Here is a 22,864-nt window from a genome sequence, read left to right as displayed (position 1 = left end):
AAGCTGTGAGCTCTGACTCACAGCTTTTTATCTTCCACGAATGTTTGAAAAATAGTGTTTAATTTCTTTGCACGTACTGTTCCAATAATTCGTTCTACTTTTGTAAAAAGAATGGCCCGTTCAGTTTCGTTAAAAAAATCAATTGTTCCCTGCCTCATGACTCGAGCAAGTTCTTCACTTTCCTGTTTGGTTAAATGAAGTTCAAACGGAATGGAATATCTTCTTAAATCTTCTGCAGTAAGCTGATTCAGCTTTACATTTATAAAGGTTTGTAACCATTTCATATTGCTCGCCCCCTACGTCACTTTATGCACATAAAACCTAAATGGTTCAACCTCGGTTTAAATCATTTACATTCACAACAAATTTGTGTATACTCAATATTTGTAAATCGGAACGATTCTTGTTCGAAAGGGATGGAATAATGACTGCATCCAATGTAATTGAGGTAAAGGGCGTTCATTATCGCTATGATCGTGAATCTGTCTTATCGGATATTAATTTAACGGTCCCAAAGGGGGCTTTTTTGGGCGTTGTTGGTCCGAATGGGTCTGGAAAATCAACCTTATTAAAAGTAATTCTTGGTTTGCTAAAGCCCAGGGAAGGAACGGTAACCCTGTTTGGAGAAGTACAATCAAAATTTAAAGACTGGGAAAGAATCGGCTATGTGTCCCAAAAAGCAAACGCATTTAATACTGGATTTCCTGCCACTGTTTATGAGGTTGTGGCTAGCGGACTAACGAAAAAAACGGGCATGTTTCGTTTTATAGGGAAAAAAGGGCGTCCACAAGTGGAAAGAGCGATCAGAGCGGTCAGTATGGAGGCGTTTATGGATCGTAACATTGGTGAGCTGTCAGGTGGTCAGCAGCAAAGGGTTTTTATTGCAAGGGCGATTGTCAGTGAACCGGATGTATTAATACTGGATGAACCGACTGTAGGTGTTGATACACAAAATGTCCAGACGTTTTACGATATGCTGGATCAATTAAACAAGGATTTAGGGATAACACTTATGCTGGTTACACATGACATTGGAACCATTACAAGCAAGGTGACTCATGTAGCCTGTTTGAATAAATCAATGCATTTTCATGGAAGTGCTGCGGATTTTGAACAAGTAAAAGGGCAGGAGCTTACTGAATTTTATGGCCATGATGTTCATATGCTCCACCACAACCATGATCACGATCATGGAAACGAGGGAGTACGATGATCGAGGCAATTTTCACGTATCAATTTTTACAAAATGCATTTATCACAGGACTAATTATCGGCATTATTGCACCACTCCTTGGTGCTTTTATTGTAGTGCGCAGGCTATCTTTAATTGCGGATGCACTCAGCCATGTAACGCTGTCTGGAATTGCTGCTAGCCTGTTATTAAGTAAATCATTTGTACTGTTTTCTGGGTTAAATCCTCTATGGTTAGGCATGACATTTTCTGTGATTGGCTCCTTGTTTATTGAACGGTTGCGAACAATATATAAACATTATCAGGAACTTGCTATACCGATTATCTTGTCAGGTGGAATCGGAATCGGAGTAATTTTTATTTCACTAGCAGATGGCTTCAATACGGACTTATTTAGTTATTTGTTTGGCAGTGTCAGTGCGGTAAGCAGAAGTGATTTATGGCTAATATTAGGAATCGCGATAGTTGTTGTTACAATCGTAGTTTTGTTATACAAAGAGCTCTTTTTATTATCATTTGATGAAGAATTCGGAAAAGCGTCTGGACTTTCAACAAAAGCACTTCATTTATTATTTATGGTGATGGTAGCGCTGGTTATTGCAGCATCCATGCGTATTGTGGGAATTCTTTTGGTGTCTTCTTTAATGACATTGCCAGTAGCAGCTGCCATGAGAGTCTCAACAGGCTTTAAGCAAACCATCTTCTTTTCAATTTTATTTGGTGAATTAGCCGTTATTATTGGATTGTTTAGTGCATTTTATTTAGATTTAGCACCTGGTGGAACCATTGTTTTATCATCTATATTGATTCTGTTAATGGCCATTGCTTTTAAAAAGTGGTTAACCATGAGAAAATAGAATGGAGGTGATTGGGGAATGAATCTTTCAGAAGCGATGCAATTATTAAAAGATAAAGGCTATAAACATACAGGAAAACGTGAATTTATGCTGGACTTTTTCTCCCGTCATGATCGTTATATGACCGCAAAAGATGTTCTTGAAGCAATGAGTCCTGACTTTAAGGGGATTAGCTTTGACACCATCTATCGCAACCTGACATTGTTTGTGGAGCTTGATATATTGGAGGAGACGGATCTTTCTGGAGAGCGTCATTTTCGTTTTACTTGTTCAAGTCACCACCATCATCATCATTTTATATGTATGGAGTGTGGGACGACAAAGCAAATCCAGTCATGCCCGATGAGTGAATTAAACGAGAACTTAAAAGGCTACGATGTATCTGGTCATAAGTTTGAAATATACGGAACTTGCCCAAGCTGTCAGCCACAGCTATAAAAGAAGACTCCAACGAATTTCAAGGCCACTGAAAAAGTCCATCCAATCAAAACAAGCAATCTCTTCCTCAATTTATTGAGGAAAGGATTGCTTGTTTTGTTGTATCATAAGTGTACTAATAAGTGGTGGTGCCCAGATGATTTCTAATCAAGAATTGTTAAACCTGGGCCCGTTTATGGCACTTTACGATATGATTGACCCAGAAAAAATATGGTGCGCCAAAACAATGAAGGAATCGGAATGTCGCCTTTTTTAATTTAAACATCCTTACAAATTAAAAAAACGTAAGTTATTCAGCGGCTTCAAAATTCTAAGGGGTTTTTATTTTTGATGTTCAAGCCATTCATTAACCCAGTTTTTTGCCTGAAGCCAATCCTTTACACGTACAACTCCATCTGGAATCGGGTCCTGATTATAAGGTGTGTCAAATAAAATAACCGGTATACCGCATTGTTCGTGAATCATAACGGCATTATCATGCTTATCCTCAAAAAATAAATCTACGTTGTATTTTTGTGCAGTTGTGACTTTATCATGCGAACCAACTAATTCAAGGTGATCATAGTCAATTTTATGCTGTTTAAACCACTCCACTGTAAGACCTAGATGTTTTGAACTTCTAGCGCTAATAAAATAAAGTTCATGCGCAGATTTCCATTCCTCAAGAATTTGGACTACATGCTTCGCAATGGGTGAGTTTTGATAGATTACAGGCTCAGCCTCTAAAAACCATTCAGAAAATACAGAAGGTTTAATATCAGGTAATGCTTTTGTTAAATCGTATTCTGTTATATCTTGCAGTGATAATGATCGGGTAAACGCCTTATTAATGTATGGGAGTAATGAAGTAGGACATGTTACGGTCCCATCTATGTCAATTCCAAATCGCTTTGTCATGGTAAATGTGCTCCTTTATGTAAATACTCATTCTATTATACCATATTATGTCGACTCAAAAAAATTACCATTAATAGTAACAGGCTCACAAACGCATACTATAAGTGCCTTAATGGCAAGAGAGGAGGAGACATAAATGTATGACACAGAGACAGAAAAAACTAAAAAAGATGTGGAAACGAATGGTGAAAGACCTTCCTATGACGAAGAAGTTTCCACTGAACTGGCTCAAGTAGCTCCAAATTCAGCTGCACGTTTTGATGAGCCCGCTCGGGATGGAAAAATAGAAAACAGTAACCGAGGAGTCTGGCTTGGTTATGCTGCAGTAATAATTGGTTTGGTTGCCTTTTTTACATTCCCTGTACTATTTGGTATAGTCGCCATTGTAATTGGGTTTATATCAAGAAACGCAGGTGAATCAAAAGTTGGCGGATGGGGTATCGGACTTGGCATCGTATCCGTTCTTTTAGGTGTGTTTATTTATCCATTCTTTTAAAGTAAGGCTATGTTAAACGTGTCTGTTGCTCTCCAATCCAGGCGTTCGCGGCGGTGAGCCTCCCAGGTCACAGATGCACCTGTGGGGTCTCACACATCCGCTACAACCAACGCTGTGCTAAAATCAACAATGGAATTTAACATAGCTTAAAATAAAAATCGGACTCAATAAGAGTCCGATTTTTATTTAAGATCCATTAAGAAATAGTAGCCTTTTTTTCTTCTTCTTCTCTTTGTTTTCGGAAATATTCTTCAGCAATTTTATCAATTTCGATTTTCAGTTCATCAACCATTGTTTCTTCAGGAACTTTTCGAACCGTTTTTCCTTTCATGAAGAGTAATCCTTCACCACGTGCTCCAGCAATTCCAATATCAGCTTCTCTTGCTTCTCCAGGACCGTTTACGGCACAGCCAAGTACCGCAACTTTAATTGGCGCTTTTATCGTAGAAATATATTCCTCAACTTCATTGGCAATCGTGATAAGATCAATTTCAATTCGTCCACATGTAGGACAAGAAATTAACGTTGCGGCATTAGAAGAAAGTCCAAATGACTTGAGCAGTTCTCTAGCTACCTTTACTTCTTCAACAGGATCAGCACTAAGTGAGATTCGCAAAGTGTTCCCAATCCCTTGGCTAAGAATCGCACCGAGACCTGCAGCGCTTTTGACTGTGCCTGCAAATAATGTTCCTGACTCAGTAATTCCGAGGTGAAGAGGGTAGTCAAAAGCTCTTGAAGCTTTTTCATATGCTTCAATCGCTAAATTTACGTCGGATGCTTTCATTGAGACAATAATATCGTGAAAGTCCAAATCCTCAAGAATTTTTATATGATGCAACGCACTTTCAACCATTCCATCAGCGGTAGGATATCCGTATTTCTCAAGGATCTTTCTTTCCAAACTGCCAGCGTTAACTCCTATGCGAATAGGGATATTTTTAGCCTTCGCTGCTTTTACTACAGCTTCAACTTTTTCTCGTCGCCCAATATTACCTGGATTGATTCGGATTTTATCTGCTCCGCCCTCAATTGCTTTTAACGCAAGCTTGTAGTCAAAATGTATGTCTACTACAAGTGGTATGTTAATTTGTTTCTTAATTTCAGCAATGGCATCAGCCGCACGCTCATCAGGACAAGCAACTCGTACGATCTGACATCCAGCTTCTTCTAAGCGGTGAATTTCTGCTACGGTTGCTGCTACGTCATGTGTTTTAGTTGTTGTCATACTTTGAATGAAAAGTTCGTCACTTCCGCCAATTGTTAGATTGCCAACCTTGACAGGCCGTGTTTTTGAACGATGTATAATGTCACCCAAGTGTTATTCGCTCCCTCATTGTGTACTTGCTTGTCCATTTTATATGATTCCTATCCATTTTAACAGTGTTGAATTGTTCTTGACAAGAAATAGGAAGCGGAAATAGGTTAGGGAGTACGTGGGATGTAATAACGGGAACCAGCTTTCATCTCTTTTGGCTCTATTCCATTGTTTAGCCGTTTAAATTCATGTGTAAGAGCGTCAATGTCTATTGAGGAAGAGGATAATCCGTTTTTTTCCATTATGGAAAGCAACGTATCCCCCCTAGATACAGTTACGTACAACGCATCACCATTAATTTCAGAGGTAACTAATGGCTGTGCAGGGGATGGAATGGTTCCTTTTGTTAAATCAATATAGAGGGTGAAAAGCAAAATGGGGATTAGAATAAAAGCTAGCCGTTTCATCATATCACCTCCGTTCATGATATGAAGAGAACGTTGAAATATGATAAACGTCCCCTATATTGAATAGGGGACGCAGAGTTAAGCCGGAATATCTTTCTTTTGTTTTCGGGAAGGAATTTCTTTAATGGATAAATAAAGCATTATACTCGTTACCAGCCAGTTAACAAAACTTGCTGCAGGAATATTAGAACCGATTAATGCTACGATTGTAAAAAATATGGTGGGTAATGCAACGCTATAAGCAGTCAATCGGTAGCTATGCCGGTAGTTGAGCTTTTTATCCAATGTTTTTGCAAATAACACGCCAATTGCAGCGAAAATCGTCACTTTTATGAACATTAATGAGGAAGATACTACATACATAACAAAAAATATGACAGAAAAAATAATGATCTTGGCATCATTTAATGAAGACAATAATGATGCTATTCCCTCTGAACTAAAGGAGAACCCTGTAAACATAGAGTACGGTGATTGTTGCAGTTCTCCTCCTGTCACAATGACTACTTCATTTTGAAGAAGTGCCATCGTATTTGTATCATTTGTTAAATCGTCTGGCGTTATAGTTCCGCTATCGTCTACAATAACCGTAAATGACGGTATAGTAATAGAAAAAGGATCCTCATTTGAAGATACGAGCGTGTCATTTTGCACTTCAAAGTAAGGGAGCTCGTTTTGAATTAATGATTCCCCCTCATTAAAAATGGTGTTGCCAAATTGAATTACTTGTACAATGGAGGGAATGAGGGAAAGAAAACTAAGGATAAATAGAAATAAAATTGTTTTTCCTATCCCTTGAAATCGAAAGCGGGCGATATCTTTTGGGGAATACAAACTCCTCCAAAGCTGTTTAAATACATTCATAAAAAAAGGGGCCTCCCAAAAACAATTATTATTTTCTTCATTGTACGCACTTTATGAGATAATCAGCAAGGAAAAAATATAAGAATAAAGTTGAAAAATTCAGTTGTTTGTAATGAAATTGTAATAAAAGGCCTCTAATATTAATCAAATGTAAAATTTATTGTTTCTCTCTTTACTTAATCTATAGAAAGAATTAATAATTATAGAGGGTTTTCCCGTATTGTGTCTAAATTTGTTTACAGGGGTTGAAAAAATGGAAGTTAACTGGCAAGAGGTGCTCTTTCAATTTATTGGGGGTCTTGGAATATTCCTCTTTGGTATAAAGCATATGGGGGATGGACTCCAAAAATCTGCAGGTGATCGGTTAAGAGAAATTCTTGATCGTTTTACTACGAATCCCTTTTTAGGAGTTTTAGCTGGGATCTTTGTTACAGGCCTTATTCAGTCAAGTTCTGGTACAACTGTTATTGTTATCGGTTTGGTTAGTGCCGGATTTATGACATTAAGGCAAGCGATTGGTGTCATTATGGGTGCGAACATAGGTACTACTGTTACAGCATTTATCATTGGTATTAATCTAGGAGATTATGCATTGCCAATCCTTGCTGTAGGGTCATTCTTATTATTTTTCTTTAAAAATGTTAAAGTCCAAAATATTGGACAAGTTGTATTTGGCTTTGGGGCATTGTTCTTTGGATTGGGCTTAATGAGTGATGGAATGAAACCTCTACGTGAGTTGCAAACGTTCATCGATTTAACTCAAAGCATGAGTGATGTACCGATTCTAGGTGTTATCATTGGTACGGTATTTACAATGATTGTACAAAGTTCAAGTGCGACAATTGGCATTTTACAAGGACTTTATTCTGAAGACTTAATTTCGTTAAATGCAGCCATACCAGTATTGTTCGGTGACAATATTGGCACAACAATTACAGCTGTTTTAGCTTCTATTGGAGCTTCTGTTGCTGCTAAACGGGCTGCTGCTGTACATGTATTATTTAATGTAATAGGAACGGTCATTTTTATGATATTCCTTACTCCTTTTACTTGGTTTGTTGCATGGATTGACGAAGTACTCAACCTTCAGCCTGCTATGCAAATTGCCTTTGCGCATGGAACATTTAACGTAACAAATACAATTATACAATTTCCATTTATTGCACTTCTAGCCATTCTGGTAACGAAATTAGTACCTGGTAAAGATGTTGTGATCGAATTTAAGCCAAAGCATTTGGATCCGAATTTTATTGAACAATCTCCTTCCATTGCATTGGGACAAGCAAAAGAAGAAGTGCTTAGAATGGGTACATTTGCTGTGCAAGGGTTAGAAGAGACCTTCGATTACCTGAAAACAAAGAACTCGAAAAATGCTGAAATGGGCTATCAAATTGAAGACGCCATTAATAATTTGGACCGCAAAATAACAGATTATCTTGTTTTGCTTTCGAGAGCCCCGCTTTCTCCAGCTGAATCGGAGCGTCACTCGATTTTGATGGATACAGTACGGGATATTGAACGAATCGGTGATCATTTTGAAAATATTATTGAGCTTGTTGATTATCAGCAAACGAATAAAGTGAAAATTACGGAAGAGGCAATGACTGATCTTAAGGAAATGTTCTCGTTAACGATCGAAGCGGTGGCAAAGTCGATTGAAGCACTTGATCAAAACGATCAAGCAATTGCCCGTGATGTAGCAGAGAAAGAAGATTTAATCGATAAAATGGAACGTAAATTCCGTAAAAAACATATCATTCGTTTGACTGAAGGACAGTGTTCTGCTCAATCAGGTATTGTATTTGTGGATATTATTAGTAATTTAGAGCGTATTGGTGATCACGCAGTTAATATTGCGGAGGCTGTACTTGGTTTAAGGAAATAACCTTTAACAACGGGAGACGATATCGTCTCCCGTTGTTTTAATGAAAAATAGTAACAGTGATTATTTTTTGCTATGATAATTAAAAAGAAAGGACAAAAGCGATTATGGACTTTTTATATTGGACCGCAATTATTGTTGTGTTGATTATTGCCTTTATTGGTCTTGTATATCCCATTATTCCGAGTGTTTTATTTATCATTGCAGGATTTTTGCTATACGGATTATTCTATTCATTCGAGCCGTTTAATTGGTTGTTTTGGACTGTTCAATTCCTGTTTGTTGCCCTTTTATTTGGTGCAGATTATGTGTCAAACCTTGTAGGTGTTAAGCGGTTTGGTGGCTCCAAGGCAGGTGTTTGGGGCAGTACAATTGGTCTTCTTATTGGTCCGTTTATCATTCCGATCGCTGGAATTATTTTAGGACCGTTTATAGGGGCAGTGTTTGGAGAACTGTTAGTAAATAGAACGGATCCAAAGCAGGCAGTCAAAATTGGTTTTGGTTCCTTGATTGGATTCATCAGTTCGATCATTACCAAGGGTGTTATACAGCTTGTGATGATTGGTTATTTTTTACTAATTGTCCTTTGATGGATTAATAATGGATTAGATGGGTATAAAAGATAAGAGTAAATTATTTGAAAAATATCAGGCATAAAAATTGATGCTTTTTGAATGATTTGATACTCTTAAGTGGAAGGTAAATGAATCGGTTATCGATTCAAACACTATACATAGGGAGGAATTTAATCATGGCTTTTACATTACCGGAATTACCATACGCATACGATGCGCTTGAACCACATTTTGACAAGGAAACCATGAACATCCACCATACGAAACATCACAACACGTATATTACAAAATTGAATGATGCAATTTCTGGACACGATGATCTGCAAGCTAAATCAATTGATGAACTAATAGCTGACCTAAACAGCGTTCCTGAATCGATCCGTACTGCTGTTCGCAATAATGGGGGCGGACATGCTAACCACTCATTCTTCTGGAAAATTCTTTCTCCAAACGGTGGCGGTGAGCCGACTGGTGAATTGGCAGAAGCAATCAATGCGAAATTTGGCAGCTTTGAAAAATTCAAAGAAGAATTTGCTGCAGCAGGTGCTAATCGTTTTGGTTCTGGCTGGGCATGGCTCGTTGTAAATAATGGTGAACTTGAAGTGACAAGCACGCCAAATCAAGATTCTCCTCTTACAGAAGGTAAAACACCAATTGCAGGTCTTGATGTTTGGGAGCATGCATACTATTTAAATTACCAAAACAAACGTCCAGACTACATTAACGCATTCTGGAGCCTTGTTGATTGGAATGAAGTGGCTAAGCTTTACGCAGCTGTAAAATAGTCAAATCATCCATTTAAAAAACCTTTGCATTTTATATGCAAAGGTTTTTTTGTCGATTTACTGAAAACAACCATTATACTATAGAAACATTCGTCTTTTTTCTGTAAAATATAGTATACGATGTCTATTGTTAGAGAGGAAGGACACGATTGAACAAAGAAGCTACAAGATCGAAAAAAAGAAAGAAAGCGAAGAAAAGTCATGTCTCTTCAAGAATGAATATGCTCTTTTTTGGCGTGTTTATCTTGTTTTCGTTGCTAATATTACGCTTGGGAATCGTCCAGATTGTAAACGGTGAGGATTACACACGGCAGCTGGAGCGAACGGAAGAAGTGCTCGTCAATACGAGTGTTCCTCGAGGGAAAATGTTTGATCGATACGGTAACATTGTGGTCGATAACCAACCTGTTAACGCTATAACATATACAAAAACTCAACAAACAAAGCAAGAGGATATGCTTGCTGTTGCTAAAAAGCTTTCTGCTCTTATTAAACAAGAAACAGACCGGGTTACACTACGTGACAAGCAGGATTTTTGGATTCGTTTAAACAAAGATGTTGCCGAATCAAAAGTAACAGATGAAGAAAAGAAATTATTGGAAGAAGGAGAATTGTCTCAAAGTGACTATGACGCACTTATTCGTGAACGTATTACTGAAAAGGAACTAGATTCTTTAACTGACGAGGAACTAGAAGTATTAGCGATTTATCGAGAGATGCAAACGGGCTACAATCTTTCACCACAAATCATCAAAAATGATAAGGTTACGGATGAAGAATTTGCACAAGTGAGTGAGCAGCTAAGCTCTTTGCCTGGTGTAAATACAATGGTTGACTGGAATCGTGCTTATCCTTATGGAGAAGCCTTTCGTTCTGCACTTGGCAGTGTACGTGCCATCCCGGAGGATAAAATCGAATATTATCTTTCAAGAGACTACACTCGAAACGACCGTGTCGGGACAAGTTATTTAGAGCTGCAATATGAAGATATATTGCAGGGGCAAAAATCAAAAGTAAAAACATTGACAGATAAAGCAGGAAACGTTATTGAATCTCAATTGATTCAAAACGGAGAGCGTGGTAAGGATTTAGTTCTTTCTATAGATATGGAACTTCAAACTGAAGTCGAAAAGATTGTTGAAAATGAAATCTTGCGCTTAAAGAGAAAAGGTACTCATCATCTATTTGATCGTGCATTTGTTGTGATGATGGATCCGAATACGGGTGAAGTATTAGCCATGGTCGGAAAACAGTATGATGAAGAAGAAAACGAAGTGGTCGATTATAATATTGGGGCATTTACAACTGCTTATGAAGCTGGTTCAAGTGTGAAAGGAGCAACTGTTCTATCAGGTTACCAGGATGGGGTTATTGTTCCGGGCGAAACGCTGTATGATGAAGTTATACGTATTAAAGATTCACCACCAAAGGGCTCTTGGTTTGCTAGCAGGGGACCACAGTATTTTACTGATACAGGCGCTTTAGAGATTTCATCCAACGGATACATGTTTAAGATTGCTCTTGCAATGGCAAATGCTACATACACTCCAAATCAACCGATCGATATTCCGTATTCAGCCTTTACAAAAATGCGGAACTATTTTGGCCAATTTGGATTAGGTGTAGAAACAGGTATAGATTTACCGGGTGAAAATACTGGATTTCAAACGCATATGAATGTAGACGCAGGTAAGCTCCTTGATTTATCGATTGGACAGTTTGACACCTATACCGCCATGCAATTGGCGCAATATGTATCAACCATTGCGAATGGTGGTTACCGTATTGAACCAAGAATCGTTAAAGAAATTCGTGAACCAAGCATGGAAAATGGTACGATGGGTCCTTTATTACAGGAGATGAAACCAAAAGTTTTAAATCGTATCGATAACACGAAAGCTGAAATCGATCAAGTGAAACGCGGATTCTGGGGAAGCTTTAACGGCGCACATGGTACTGGTAGAGATTTTATTGGTAATGGTTATGAAGCAGCCGGTAAAACCGGCACCGCCGAAGTTGTATATTTTGGTCCTAAATATGAGCCTGGTACAACTCCAGAAGAAACAACCAACTCGACACTTGTTGGGTATGCACCTGCTAGTCAGCCGGAAGTTGCTTTTTCAGTGCTGGCACCATGGATTTACGAAAATGGAAGTGACCGTAACCGTGAAGATATGAATGAGATTATTGGAACACAAGTGCTTGCAAAGTATTTTGAGCTCCGTCAAAAGCGAATGAATGAAGAGGGTACCGATAAAGACACAGAGGTCGATGTTGCAGAAGAGGCAGCAGAAGACGGTAATTGATAAAAAAGAAGCCAGATTCTATTTATGAATCTGGCTTCTTTTTTATGATTTACAAAAGCTTTACACTTCATTTATATCAGATTAACAGTTAGAGAGTATTCTTATACCTGTAGAACAAAACAACCAATCATTTAGGAGGAATTACGGAATGAAAAGTATTAAGTACTTGGCAATGGGAACCATTTTTGGATCTGCTCTTTTCTTGGCAGCATGTGGGGGCGGAGAAAGCAATGCAAGTGGTGATACAGGCTCAAGCGAAGAAGCTGGTGCTTTGGAGGGTCAAGTACGTGGAGATGGTTCATCGACAGTAGCCCCTATAATGGAAGCAATCGTTGAGATCTATAGCGCTGAACAACCAGAGGTGCGAGTATCATCTGGAGTCTCTGGAACAGGTGGCGGATTTGAAAAATTCATCGCGGGTGAAACAGATTTCTCAAATGCTTCTCGTCCAATAAAAGATGAAGAAGCTGCTGCACTTGAAGAGGCAGGCATTGAATATACAGAAGTTGTTCTTGGTTATGACGGCCTATCAGTAGTTGTCAGTCAAGATAATGATTGGGTCGACTATTTGACATTAGATGAATTGAAAAAGCTTTGGGTTGAAGATGGAACTGAAAAGACTTGGGCAGATATTCGTGAAGGATGGCCTGAAGAGCCAGTCGAGTTTTACTCTCCAGGAACAGATTCAGGAACATATGATTACTTTAATGAAGTAATTCTTGAGGATGAAGATATCGTACGCTCAGCTACATTGTCTGAAGACGACAACGTACTTGTACAAGGTATTATTGGTAGTCCCAACTCAATTGGATACTTTGGCTATGCATATTACTTGGAAAACCAAGATACACTAAAAGTAGTTCCAATCGATAACGGCAACGGCCCAATTGAACCATCGAATGAAACAATTGAAAGTGGTGAGTATGAGCCACTATCTCGACCAGTATTTACTTATGTGAATAACAGCTCGATCTCAGAAAATTCAGCTGCAGCAAATTTTATCACTTTTACGATTAACAACGCTGGAGACATGGCAGAAGCAGTAGGTTATGTTCGCGCTCCACAAAACATTTATGATGAAGATTTAGAAGCAATAGAAGCATTGAAATAAAATGGCTGCTTTGAAGCTAATGATTGAGAAGCGTGAAATTCGCGCTTCTCAAATCGTTATGTATTGATGAAAGGGGTTCTCAAGTTGTCAACAAAAGACTCAAACAAATCGATATCGGTACAAGAAATGATAGCGCAAAAAAGCAATCGGGGTCTCTTGTCACGTATCGAAAAATTAGTACCGAAAATATTATTTGCAATAGCTGCTATGTCGGTATTAACAACAATTGGCATTGTATTAACACTTATTTTTGAAACCATTATTTTCTTTACAAGAGTGAGTCCTTTGGAGTTTATTTTTGGTACAGAATGGTATCCGTTTGCCAATACAACTCCTGCTTATGGGATTCTTCCTTTAATTGTTGGAACGTTGAAAATCACAGGAATTGCTGTGCTAGTGGCTGTCCCAATTGGAATTGCAACAGCCATATTCTTGAGTGAGTATGCGAGTGAGCGAACACGAAGATTTATTAAGCCTATACTAGAAGTACTTGCTGGTGTACCAACAATTGTTTACGGCTTTTTTGCACTAACCTTTGTAACGCCAGTGCTACAATCCATTTTTCCACAGCTAAGCATTTTTAATGCGCTAAGCCCTGGTATAGTAGTTGGTATCATGATTATACCAATGATCGCATCCTTGTCAGAGGATGCAATGACATCTGTGCCAAATGCTATGCGGGAAGGTGCTTATGCACTAGGTTCTACAAGGCTTGAAGTAGCTTTAAAGGTTGTATTGCCTGCTGCAACTTCAGGGATTGTTGCGTCAACAGTATTAGCAATTTCAAGAGCAATTGGAGAAACGATGATCGTGTCAGTAGCAGCGGGATCAACACCTGGATTTAACTGGGACATTACCGGATCCATCCAAACGATGACGGCTTATATCGTTCAAGTAACTACAGGAGATGCAGGTTATGGAACGACGATTTACTATAGTATTTATGCTGTTGGTTTTACGTTATTCTTATTTACACTCGTAATGAATCTGTTAGCTCAATACATCTCCAAGCGCTTTAGGGAGGAGTATTAAAATGAAATATATGGATCATAATGTTGTCTCCAGTAAAATGAAATCAAGGCTGACAAAAAATAAATTCTTTAAAGGACTATTTTTTGCAGCGACAATGTTCGGGTTAATCGTGCTGGCTGTTCTTTTAATTCGCATCATCACTCAAGGTGGTGGATATATAAACTGGGATTTCTTCATGAATTTTGCCTCCCGTTTTCCTGAACAAGCAGGCATAAAATCTGCTTTAATTGGTTCGATTTATTTAATGCTTGTTGTGGCGCCGGTTTCCATGTTTCTTGGGGTAGGAACGGCCATTTATTTAGAGGAATATGCTAAACAGAATAAAATGAATCGTTTTATCAAGGTGAATATTTCCAACTTGGCAGGTGTGCCATCTGTTGTTTTTGGTCTACTTGGTTTAACCATTTTTGTGCGAAACTTTGATCTTGGCATCAGTATCCTAGCAGCAGGATTTACGATGAGCTTGCTCATTCTTCCAGTCATTATTGTGGCCTCTCAGGAAGCGATTCGTGCAGTCCCGAGAGAACTTCGGGAAGCATCATTTGCAATGGGTGCGACAAAATGGCAAACTATCGTAAGAGTAGTGCTTCCAGCTGCTGTTCCAGGAGTTTTAACAGGCAGTATATTAGCGTTATCCCGTGCGATCGGTGAGACGGCTCCGCTTGTTGTAATCGGGATTCCGACAATTTTAATGTTTACACCAAATCATCTATTAGACACTTTTACAGCTTTACCAATGCAGATATTTGATTGGACAAAACGCCCTCAGGTTGCATTCCATGATGTGGCTGCTGCAGGTATTATCGTCTTAATGACACTTTTGATCATTATGAATTCGATTGCTGTATTTATTCGAAATAAGTATCAAAAACGATACTAAACGTTTGCTTAACAGGATGAAGGGAGATTACACAATGGCTACAACGACTACAAAATCAGTTAAAATAAATAATCAACCTATTAAAAATGAGATAGTTGAAAAGACCTCTGTTTATAAAACAAATCAACTTAATTTATGGTATGGATCAAACCATGCATTGAAAAATATTGATTTGGATATTAAAGAAAACGAAGTAACAGCAATTATTGGCCCATCAGGATGTGGAAAGTCAACATATATTAAGACGTTGAACCGTATGATCGAAATCATTCCAACGGTAAAAACCTCAGGGGAAATCATCTATCGAGGACGTAATATCTTTTCCAAGGATTATCAAGTAGAAGATCTTCGTACAAAGGTTGGGATGGTATTTCAAAAACCAAATCCTTTTCCAAAATCAATTTATGACAATATTGCTTATGGACCACGTATTCATGGAATAAAAAATAAAAAAATCCTAGATGAAATTGTTGAGAAAAGTTTACGAGGCGCAGCAATTTGGGATGAAGTGAAAGACCGTTTGAATGAAAATGCATACGGTCTGTCCGGTGGACAGCAACAACGTATTTGTATTGCTCGATGCTTAGCAATTGAGCCGGATGTAATCTTGATGGACGAACCTACATCTGCATTGGATCCGATCTCTACGCTAAAAGTAGAAGAGCTTGTTCAAGAGCTTAAAACACAATATAGTATTATTATTGTCACACATAACATGCAGCAGGCTGCTCGTATTTCTGACAAAACGGCTTTCTTCTTAAATGGAGAAGTAATCGAATATGATGACACAGATAAGATCTTTTCAAACCCATCCGATAAGAGAACAGAGGACTATATTTCAGGTCGTTTCGGATAATAAAGTCATTTGTCTTTTATTTTGTGCTTGAATAATGCGGGAGGAGTGTAAAAATGTCAGTACGCGAAAAATATGAAGCAGATTTAAAAAACCTTGATAATAAATTGATTGAACTTGGTCAGTTTGCGCAATATGCACTTGATCGATCATTGGCTGCACTTGAAAATCAGAATATGGATTTGGCCTTGTCTATTTTAGATGAGGATATAAAGGCGAATCGTTTGGAAGAGGATATAAACGATCATGCAATATTAGTTATCGCAAAACAGCAGCCAGTCGCAACTGATTTACGTCGTGTAATTGTTGCGATCAAGATTGCTGCAGATCTAGAACGGATCGCTGATTTCGCTGTTAACATTGCAAAATCGACAATCCGAATTGGAAATGATCCGTTTGTTAAATCAATCGAGAATATCAAGCTAATGCATGGGAAAACCTCTGAAATGATCGGTTTAGTTTTAGAAGCTTATACAGAAGAGGATGTTGTAAAAGCAAAGCAAATTGCTGAGCTTGATGATAAAATCGATGAATTGTACGGGCATACGATTCAAGAATTGTTAGGTATCAGTTCAAAGAGCCCTGATAAGCTTGCACAAATTACGCAACTGTCATTTATCTGTCGTTATTTGGAACGAGCGGCTGATCATGTAACAAATATTTCCGAGAATATTTTCTATCTAGTAAAAGGCACTCGGTATGATTTGAATAAATAAGTATATAAAAACGAGAGCGTTTTATACGCTCTCGTTTTTAGTCTCTTGTTATTAGTGCAGCTATTTCTTCTATGCTCAATTGAGAGGTAAGTTCATATTCTCCTATTTGAATACGATTCGTCATTTCATGTTCTACGAGGTAGCTGTTAAACTCAGTGGCATTTGCAATAATTCCGACACGTTCAAGGCTTTCACTTATTTCCTGGGACATCATTCCAGAATCAATCACTAAAATGAAGCGAGTGGTTGGTTCGTCAGTTTCATCTTGAATTACAGCCTCTTTATTCAAAGTCTCTTTTACTGCTAATTCATCTTCCAGCTGCATTAGTTGTGCTTGAAGTGCATCATGCGCCTCTTCTGTTAATACAATATAGCCTTCATTTTCGAGAGAACTAGCATCCATTTTACCTGCTGATTCCTCAGAGGCTGTAAAGAAGGTAACAGAAACAATTACTAAGACTGAGCCTATCATTCCGGCTGCGAATGCACGTATGGTGCGTCTATCCACAATTATCCCTCACGATCTTGTTTGAATTATCGTTTGAACCTCTTCCTTCGATAATGATGATAATCGTACAATCTGATCCAGGGGCAATCCTTGCTTATGTAAGGCGAGCACTTGATTCAGAATTATCTCATTTATGGGTTTAGAAATATTTGTCCTTTGTTTCATTGAAGACGTTTTTGAGACAACTAACTTTGTATCCACCATCATCTCTTCTTCTAATATACGTATGCGTTTTTTTAGCTGATACATTTCTTGGTAGAGGTTCATGGAGAGCTCTTCAAGCTCTTCCTCTGTTTTTTTTGTCCGGTCTTTTAGAAAAAAAGAAAAGATAAATAATAATACAGCGATTCCAGCAACAATCATCGCGGTGAGTTCCAATCTTGTCACCTCCTAGAAATATCCGTATCAATTGTATCATGTGAAGTAGTTTGAAATGAATAGTATATATGACAACTTAAAAAGAAATAATGAATCGATCATTTGATTACTTTTTATAGAAAAATGTAGCTGTACTAATGATAAATTAGTCATTAAAAAACGCAGTTACATGAATGATTAAAAAATTTTCGAACAATGATTTCTTTGTAGATTTTTTTTATAAGTAGTGGTATTATAGGTAAGTCGTATGAATCGAATTGCTGTATAGCTTTTGAACGTTTGGAGGGATAAGACATGCGTGTAAACATTACACTTGCTTGCACTGAAACTGGTGATCGTAATTACATCACTACAAAAAACAAGCGAAACAACCCAGACCGTATCGAACTTAAAAAATATTGTCCGCGTTTGAAGAAAGTGACGCTTCACCGCGAGACGAAATAATGCTTTAAAAGCATAGCCAGAAATGTTGGATTAACAATGTTTCTGGCATTTTCAATTTATGGAAAAAACTGTAAATATTAATTTTGGTGATTTGTAAAAACCTTCCTTTGATCTAGAGGAAGGTTTTTTATTTTTAGGGGTATCAACCATCTTTGCATCCATTATAATAGAGAAAAAATGATTTCCCTATAGGGGGGGCGGAAGAATGAATAAAAAACAATTAAGAAGAGACAAGCAACAGCAATTATTATCAATTAGTGAAGAGAGCTACAATAAAAGATCATGTAGGATACATGAATCCCTTTTCTCCCTTAAGCAATGGCAGGATTCTTCCACGATTGGCATTACCGTCTCTCGTTTTCCGGAAGTTGATACAAGAAGGATTATCGAACGTTGCTGGGAAGAGAAGAAAAAGGTGGCAGTCCCAAGATGTATTCCGAAATCTCGCCAAATGATTTTTTACGAGCTTACTTCTTTTGGTCAGTTAGAAGAAACATTCTTTGGGTTATTAGAACCGACGACTACGCTGACACCCGTGTTATCACAAGATATTGATTTTCTTGTCGTACCAGGATTGTTATATGAAAGAAACGGATATCGTCTTGGATTTGGTGGTGGATATTACGATCGGTTTTTAGAAAAATATGAAGGCAAAACCGTATCACTTTGTTTTGAGGAACAGTTAACTGATCATTTGCCAATTGAGCATTATGATCTGCCTGTTAAAACGCTTATTGGAGAGGGATGGGTAAAGGAGATTGTATGAGAATATCCTCCACATCATTATTTTGACGGGTATTTTAATGATCAGCACCACAGGGTGGAGGACAGGACTTCTTACCTTATCTGGAGCCATTGCGTCTGTTATTGTAGCTAATGTTATGTATTGGAGCTTAGGATGGGAAGGTCTGATTGTACTGGCCTCATTTTTTGTTTCTTCAAGTGTTTGGTCCAAATGGAAGATGGAGGAAAAAATGAATGTGGAAGAAAAATCAGCAAAAACTTCTCATCGGGATTGGCAGCAAGTAACAGCAAATGGAGGACCAGCAAGCCTTTTTTCTATGCTTTATGCCATAAATGGTGCTGAAGTATGGCTTCTTGCTTTTCTTGCTGCGCTTGCAGCTGCAAATGCAGATACTTGGGCATCTGAAATTGGTGTGTTAAGTAGATGGAGACCATTATCTATTCGCACGTTTAAAGTGGTTGAGTCTGGTACTTCAGGTGCAATTTCGGTCCTTGGCACTCTTGCTACCATTGTAGGTGCATTGTTTATAGCACTTATTGGTACAGTCATTTTTTTTGAATGGGATTTTTCCATTCTGGTTGTTATTACATTATTAGGTATTATCGGGAGTTTTTTGGATACATTTTTAGGTGCTTTTGTACAGGTGGAATTTCGCTGCACTATTTGTGGAATAAATACTGAATCGAAGTATCATCATCATCTTCAAACTGTCCATGAAAAAGGGATTCTTTTCATTAACAATGAGGTTGTCAACGCTGCTTCAGGGGTTGTTGCAGGCGCTATGACTTTATTCTTTTATGTATAACCAACCGAGCTGAAGGCTGGGTATAACTATTTTTCTTACTATAAATTATGTGCTTTTTTCCTCAGTAGAACCTCAAGTGTTCTTATGCTAGTTTAATCTTTAGCAAATTTCTGTGTAATTGATTTGTATAAGACCTTTTGAGACGCTGGGAGGCTATAGTCCATCCAGCTTTACTTTGGTTTTACACATTCGCTATAGTAGCAGTATGAGGTTTTAAAGCTACTATTTAGAAAGAAGTGAACGTGATGACGACTCGCACGGATTATTTATATTGGACAGTTGCTCACGATTTGATCGTAAATAAAGGCTACCGGTTATTAAAAATATCGCAATCTCAAAGAGAAATGTGGCTTGAGGGAGGCGAGAAAAAACAACAGCATGTCGTTCGTCTGGTCAGGGTTGACTTAGATTGGAGCAATCGAATGCAACGGGATATTGACCGTATTGCAGTTTTAGCTGACCAAGTCAGAAAGCAGTTGAAAAAGAGAAGGCTCCGTCTAGAAAATATCTATTTTTCTACCTATGAACCGGTAGATGACTATAGCTTCCGTATAAAAGAACCTATTCAATCAGGTCAAAAACAGCAAATAATCATTAAATCCTATGTAATTGAACCGAGCAATGGATGGGAGAGTATTAAACCGATCGAATCATTTGCTTCTTCTCCAAAGGAAGAGCCTTTGCGTGAAGAATATAGGGATGAAGAAATCGTTATGCTTAAAAAGAAGGTACTAGCTTCTGTTGTAGAAGAACGGGAAAGGGAAAGATTAACTTTTAATGTGGCGTCACCATTTTTCACTTACGTATTCATCGCACTCCAGCTTTTCATGTTTTATCTATTAGAAACCAATGGGGGAAGCACGAATCCCCAAACGCTCATTGAGTTCGGTGCGAAATATAATCCCTTGATTGAATCGGGTGATTGGTGGCGTTTCTTTACACCAATGGTGCTACATATTGGTTTCCTCCATCTGTTGATGAATACATTAGCGCTTTTCTATCTTGGTCCTATGATTGAAAGGATTTTTGGAAGATCGCGCTTTTTGTTCATTTATTTATTTTCGGGTTTTACAGGATCATTGATGAGCTTTGTATTTACTGCTAACCTTTCTGCGGGTGCAAGTGGTGCAATATTTGGCTGTTTTGGTGCACTGCTCTATTTTGGATTTTCTAACCCGAAGCTGTTTTTTAAAACAATGGGGACAAACGTGCTGGTTGTAATAACCATCAATTTACTGTTTGGTTTTACCGTTCCGGGTATTGATAATGCAGGGCATTTGGGTGGATTAGCTGGTGGGTTTCTTGCAGCAGGAATGATTCATTTTCCAAAGAAGAAATCAACGATAAAAAGGGGGGGCTTTATCTTATCTTCGGTTGTTTTCGTATCCTTGTTTTTGAGTCTTGGCTACAATGGAGGATTTATCAAAAATGAAGCCATGACAGTAAATGCATTGTCTCAGGACGCCATTCAACGTGGGGAGTTGGATACTGCTTATAGGGATCTTTTGACCTTAAAAGATGATGGACAAGCTACAGCGGAAACATATTTCTTATTGTCGTTTGTTGAAATCAAGAAGGAGCAATATGAGGACGCTACACAACATCTCGAGCTCGCAATTGAAAGGCGGAAATCTTTCCATGAAGCCCATTATAACCTGGCGCTCGTGAAATTAGAGCTTGGTGAAATTGAAGAGGCTGTGATCTATGCTCAAAAAGCATCTCAATTAAAGCCTACTAATGAAAATTATACAATACTTTTAGAAAAAATTGACAATCGATCTAGTAGCAATTAGTAATACAGAATATTTTGGGGAATGTAAGGATAAAACACTTTTCACTCCTTGTGAATGCGTATTCTTTCTATTATACTTGTCATTGGATATGCCGATATGGAAATGCAATTGGAGGACATCCTAGATGGAATTTAAATCAATTTATGATATTCAACAGCTTTTGAAGAGGTTTGGAACCATAATGTATATTGGAGATCGTGTGTTAGATTTGAAAATGATGGAATTGGAGCTGCGGGAGCTCTTTCAATCACAACTTATTGAAACACGAGATTACCAAACTGCTCTTTTACTACTGAGACAGGAGACTCAAAAGGCACTTCAAAAGAAATCAAATTAAACGGGTGAGAGCATGATGGAAAATTTAGTGTTTGGCGTTGATATTGGTGGAACAACGATTAAAATGGCTTTAATTACAGAAAAAGCAGTGATTGTCGACAAGTGGGAGATTCCAACGAATACGACCAATAAAGGGACAAATATTATTCCAGATATTGCAGCCTCCATTAAAGGGAGTATGGTTCAGCGTGAATTGTCGAATGAACATGTGCTTGGCATAGGTGTTGGGGCACCTGGGCCCGTAAATATGCAGACTGGCATCTTATATACTGCTGTAAACCTAGGATGGGACCAACCGGTAGCACTCCGAGATGAGCTTCAGCAGCTAACAGGTCTTTCTGTTGTGATTGATAATGATGCAAATGTTGCTGCGCTCGGTGAAATGTGGAAGGGTGCAGGAGATGGTGCAAGAGATGTCGTGTTTGTAACGCTTGGAACGGGTGTAGGTGGAGGCGTCATCGTAAATGGTGATATCGTTCATGGTTCCAAAGGAGCTGCTGGAGAGATTGGTCACATTACAGTAGTTCAGGAGACTGGCTACTTGTGTAATTGCGGAAAAACTGGATGCCTTGAAACGGTTGCTTCAGCTACAGGAGTCGTTCGTTTAGCAACAGACGCCCTTGCCTCCAATAATACTGAGTCGGCATTACGAAATATTTTGCTTGATGCAGGACATATTACAGCAAAAGACATCTTTGATCTAGCTAGAACGGACGATCCAATTGCTTATGAAACGGTTCAAAAGCTATCAACATACTTAGGTCTGTCACTTGCCAATTTAGGCAGTGCACTTAATCCAGATAAGATTGTATTAGGTGGTGGCGTTTCAAAAGCAGGAGAAACACTGCTTAACCCGCTCCGTGAAAAATTTAAACAATATGCTTTTTCGACTGTTGCAGAATCAACAGCAATTGAGATTGCTACTTTAGGGAATGATGCAGGTGTTTATGGCGCTGCATGGCTTGTTAAATATAAGCATTAATATGATGTTTTTCATTAAACCACCTGGTATTCAGGTGGTTTTTCCATCCTATAAAGTATGACGTTTTTGTGTCGTACTTTAGGATGGAATTTATCTATTTGGGAAACAACGAAACTTTTTTAGGTTTCACACGTCTATAATAGTGGAATTGATAATATGATCTAAAAGTTTAAGTTTAACATTGTCATGTAAAGTTGGATTTGCATTTTTATTTAAAAAGTATTAAGATAATGACTGACCTATTATTAATATCCACAAATTACAAAA

General features: G+C 38.2%; 26 protein-coding genes. 19 read left to right on the top strand and 7 right to left on the bottom strand.

Going from position 1 to position 22,864, the window contains the following annotated elements:
* Positions 1–17: 17 nt before the first annotated feature.
* Entirely contained in the window at positions 18–284 is a 267-nt protein-coding gene (locus KP78_RS15715) for a DUF2624 family protein (RefSeq protein ID WP_041090292.1), read from the bottom strand.
* Between the two features lie 140 nt (positions 285–424).
* On the opposite strand from KP78_RS15715, the gene KP78_RS15710 reads away from it, so the two are divergent.
* Genes KP78_RS15710 through KP78_RS15700 form a run of 3 tightly spaced genes read left to right on the top strand, consistent with a single transcriptional unit; the run spans position 425 to position 2,487 of the window.
* Entirely contained in the window at positions 425–1,213 is a 789-nt protein-coding gene (locus KP78_RS15710) for a metal ABC transporter ATP-binding protein (protein WP_041090291.1), read from the top strand.
* The gene (locus KP78_RS15705) at positions 1,210–2,049 is read left to right on the top strand and encodes a metal ABC transporter permease (RefSeq protein WP_041090290.1); all 840 of its coding nucleotides are present in this window, start codon (positions 1,210–1,212) and stop codon (positions 2,047–2,049) included. Before KP78_RS15710 ends, KP78_RS15705 begins: the two co-directional genes overlap by 4 nt.
* Positions 2,050–2,067: 18 nt before the next feature.
* Complete coding sequence (locus tag KP78_RS15700; protein WP_041090289.1) at positions 2,068–2,487, top strand: Fur family transcriptional regulator; 420 nt, start codon at positions 2,068–2,070, stop codon at positions 2,485–2,487.
* Between the two features lie 321 nt (positions 2,488–2,808).
* Here KP78_RS15700 and KP78_RS15695 read toward each other — a convergent pair whose 3' ends face one another.
* The gene (locus tag KP78_RS15695; protein ID WP_041090288.1) at positions 2,809–3,384 is read right to left on the bottom strand and encodes a nucleotidase; all 576 of its coding nucleotides are present in this window, start codon (positions 3,382–3,384) and stop codon (positions 2,809–2,811) included.
* A gap of 136 nt (positions 3,385–3,520) precedes the next feature.
* Here KP78_RS15695 and KP78_RS15690 point away from each other — a divergent pair, with 136 nt between their 5' ends.
* Positions 3,521–3,880 (top strand): DUF308 domain-containing protein, encoded by a 360-nt coding sequence (locus KP78_RS15690; protein WP_041090287.1) that lies wholly within the window; start codon positions 3,521–3,523, stop codon positions 3,878–3,880.
* A gap of 196 nt (positions 3,881–4,076) precedes the next feature.
* Here the strand turns inward: KP78_RS15690 and ispG are convergent, their stop codons facing one another.
* The 3 genes from ispG to KP78_RS15675 all read right to left on the bottom strand — a co-directional run bounded on the left by ispG (position 4,077) and on the right by KP78_RS15675 (position 6,466).
* The gene (gene ispG / locus KP78_RS15685) at positions 4,077–5,186 is read right to left on the bottom strand and encodes a flavodoxin-dependent (E)-4-hydroxy-3-methylbut-2-enyl-diphosphate synthase (protein ID WP_200889238.1); all 1,110 of its coding nucleotides are present in this window, start codon (positions 5,184–5,186) and stop codon (positions 4,077–4,079) included.
* Positions 5,187–5,302: 116 nt separating this feature from the next.
* Positions 5,303–5,602, bottom strand: coding sequence for a LysM peptidoglycan-binding domain-containing protein (locus KP78_RS15680; RefSeq protein WP_041090285.1), 300 nt, complete (start codon positions 5,600–5,602; stop codon positions 5,303–5,305).
* Between the two features lie 78 nt (positions 5,603–5,680).
* Positions 5,681–6,466, bottom strand: a complete 786-nt coding sequence (locus tag KP78_RS15675) for a DUF1189 domain-containing protein (protein WP_041090284.1) — start codon at positions 6,464–6,466, stop codon at positions 5,681–5,683.
* Positions 6,467–6,719: 253 nt separating this feature from the next.
* Between KP78_RS15675 and KP78_RS15670 the strand changes: the two genes are divergently transcribed.
* The 9 genes from KP78_RS15670 (at position 6,720) to phoU (ending at position 16,606) form a co-directional block, all read left to right on the top strand.
* Positions 6,720–8,351, top strand: coding sequence for a Na/Pi cotransporter family protein (locus tag KP78_RS15670; RefSeq protein ID WP_041090283.1), 1,632 nt, complete (start codon positions 6,720–6,722; stop codon positions 8,349–8,351).
* Between the two features lie 104 nt (positions 8,352–8,455).
* Positions 8,456–8,938, top strand: a complete 483-nt coding sequence (locus KP78_RS15665) for a DUF456 domain-containing protein (protein ID WP_041090282.1) — start codon at positions 8,456–8,458, stop codon at positions 8,936–8,938.
* Positions 8,939–9,099: 161 nt separating this feature from the next.
* On the top strand, positions 9,100–9,708 hold the full coding sequence (locus tag KP78_RS15660) for a superoxide dismutase (protein ID WP_041090281.1): 609 nt from the start codon (positions 9,100–9,102) through the stop codon (positions 9,706–9,708).
* A gap of 215 nt (positions 9,709–9,923) precedes the next feature.
* Entirely contained in the window at positions 9,924–12,014 is a 2,091-nt protein-coding gene (locus tag KP78_RS15655; protein ID WP_084220131.1) for a peptidoglycan D,D-transpeptidase FtsI family protein, read from the top strand.
* A 148-nt stretch (positions 12,015–12,162) separates the two neighbouring features.
* Positions 12,163–13,125, top strand: a complete 963-nt coding sequence (locus KP78_RS15650; RefSeq protein ID WP_041090280.1) for a PstS family phosphate ABC transporter substrate-binding protein — start codon at positions 12,163–12,165, stop codon at positions 13,123–13,125.
* A 126-nt stretch (positions 13,126–13,251) separates the two neighbouring features.
* Positions 13,252–14,157 (top strand): phosphate ABC transporter permease subunit PstC, encoded by a 906-nt coding sequence (gene pstC, locus KP78_RS15645; protein ID WP_041090633.1) that lies wholly within the window; start codon positions 13,252–13,254, stop codon positions 14,155–14,157.
* Between the two features lies 1 nt (position 14,158).
* Positions 14,159–15,037, top strand: a complete 879-nt coding sequence (gene pstA / locus KP78_RS15640) for a phosphate ABC transporter permease PstA (protein WP_041090279.1) — start codon at positions 14,159–14,161, stop codon at positions 15,035–15,037.
* Positions 15,038–15,071: 34 nt separating this feature from the next.
* Positions 15,072–15,893, top strand: a complete 822-nt coding sequence (pstB, locus tag KP78_RS15635) for a phosphate ABC transporter ATP-binding protein PstB (protein ID WP_041090278.1) — start codon at positions 15,072–15,074, stop codon at positions 15,891–15,893.
* Positions 15,894–15,946: 53 nt separating this feature from the next.
* Positions 15,947–16,606 carry a phosphate signaling complex protein PhoU gene (phoU, locus tag KP78_RS15630; RefSeq protein ID WP_041090277.1) on the top strand — a complete coding sequence of 220 codons (660 nt, stop codon included), beginning with the start codon at positions 15,947–15,949 and terminating at the stop codon, positions 16,604–16,606.
* Between the two features lie 37 nt (positions 16,607–16,643).
* Here phoU and KP78_RS20390 read toward each other — a convergent pair whose 3' ends face one another.
* Both KP78_RS20390 and KP78_RS15620 read right to left on the bottom strand, forming a co-directional pair.
* Positions 16,644–17,114 carry a hypothetical protein gene (locus KP78_RS20390; protein ID WP_041090276.1) on the bottom strand — a complete coding sequence of 157 codons (471 nt, stop codon included), beginning with the start codon at positions 17,112–17,114 and terminating at the stop codon, positions 16,644–16,646.
* A 9-nt stretch (positions 17,115–17,123) separates the two neighbouring features.
* A complete protein-coding gene (locus KP78_RS15620; RefSeq protein ID WP_041090275.1) occupies positions 17,124–17,492 on the bottom strand; it encodes a hypothetical protein in 369 nt (122 codons plus the stop codon).
* Positions 17,493–17,786: 294 nt separating this feature from the next.
* Here KP78_RS15620 and rpmG point away from each other — a divergent pair, with 294 nt between their 5' ends.
* From rpmG to KP78_RS15590, 6 genes are all read left to right on the top strand, one after another.
* Complete coding sequence (rpmG, locus tag KP78_RS15615) at positions 17,787–17,936, top strand: 50S ribosomal protein L33 (protein WP_041090274.1); 150 nt, start codon at positions 17,787–17,789, stop codon at positions 17,934–17,936.
* A 205-nt stretch (positions 17,937–18,141) separates the two neighbouring features.
* On the top strand, positions 18,142–18,702 hold the full coding sequence (locus KP78_RS15610; RefSeq protein WP_041090273.1) for a 5-formyltetrahydrofolate cyclo-ligase: 561 nt from the start codon (positions 18,142–18,144) through the stop codon (positions 18,700–18,702).
* Positions 18,695–19,486 carry a DUF92 domain-containing protein gene (locus tag KP78_RS15605; RefSeq protein WP_052474872.1) on the top strand — a complete coding sequence of 264 codons (792 nt, stop codon included), beginning with the start codon at positions 18,695–18,697 and terminating at the stop codon, positions 19,484–19,486. The genes KP78_RS15610 and KP78_RS15605 overlap by 8 nt, the downstream gene beginning before the upstream one ends.
* 245 nt (positions 19,487–19,731) lie before the next feature.
* The gene (locus KP78_RS15600; RefSeq protein WP_041090272.1) at positions 19,732–21,279 is read left to right on the top strand and encodes a rhomboid family intramembrane serine protease; all 1,548 of its coding nucleotides are present in this window, start codon (positions 19,732–19,734) and stop codon (positions 21,277–21,279) included.
* A 124-nt stretch (positions 21,280–21,403) separates the two neighbouring features.
* Positions 21,404–21,616 (top strand): YqgQ family protein, encoded by a 213-nt coding sequence (locus KP78_RS15595; protein WP_041090271.1) that lies wholly within the window; start codon positions 21,404–21,406, stop codon positions 21,614–21,616.
* Between the two features lie 12 nt (positions 21,617–21,628).
* Complete coding sequence (locus KP78_RS15590; RefSeq protein WP_041090270.1) at positions 21,629–22,597, top strand: ROK family glucokinase; 969 nt, start codon at positions 21,629–21,631, stop codon at positions 22,595–22,597.
* Positions 22,598–22,864: the final 267 nt, after the last annotated feature.

Origin of the sequence: Jeotgalibacillus soli (assembly GCF_000829435.1) — a bacterium.
Classification (GTDB): domain Bacteria; phylum Bacillota; class Bacilli; order Bacillales; family Jeotgalibacillaceae; genus Jeotgalibacillus; species Jeotgalibacillus soli.
Note: the sequence above shows the minus strand (reverse complement) of the source record. Positions and strands in the feature narration are given on the sequence as shown.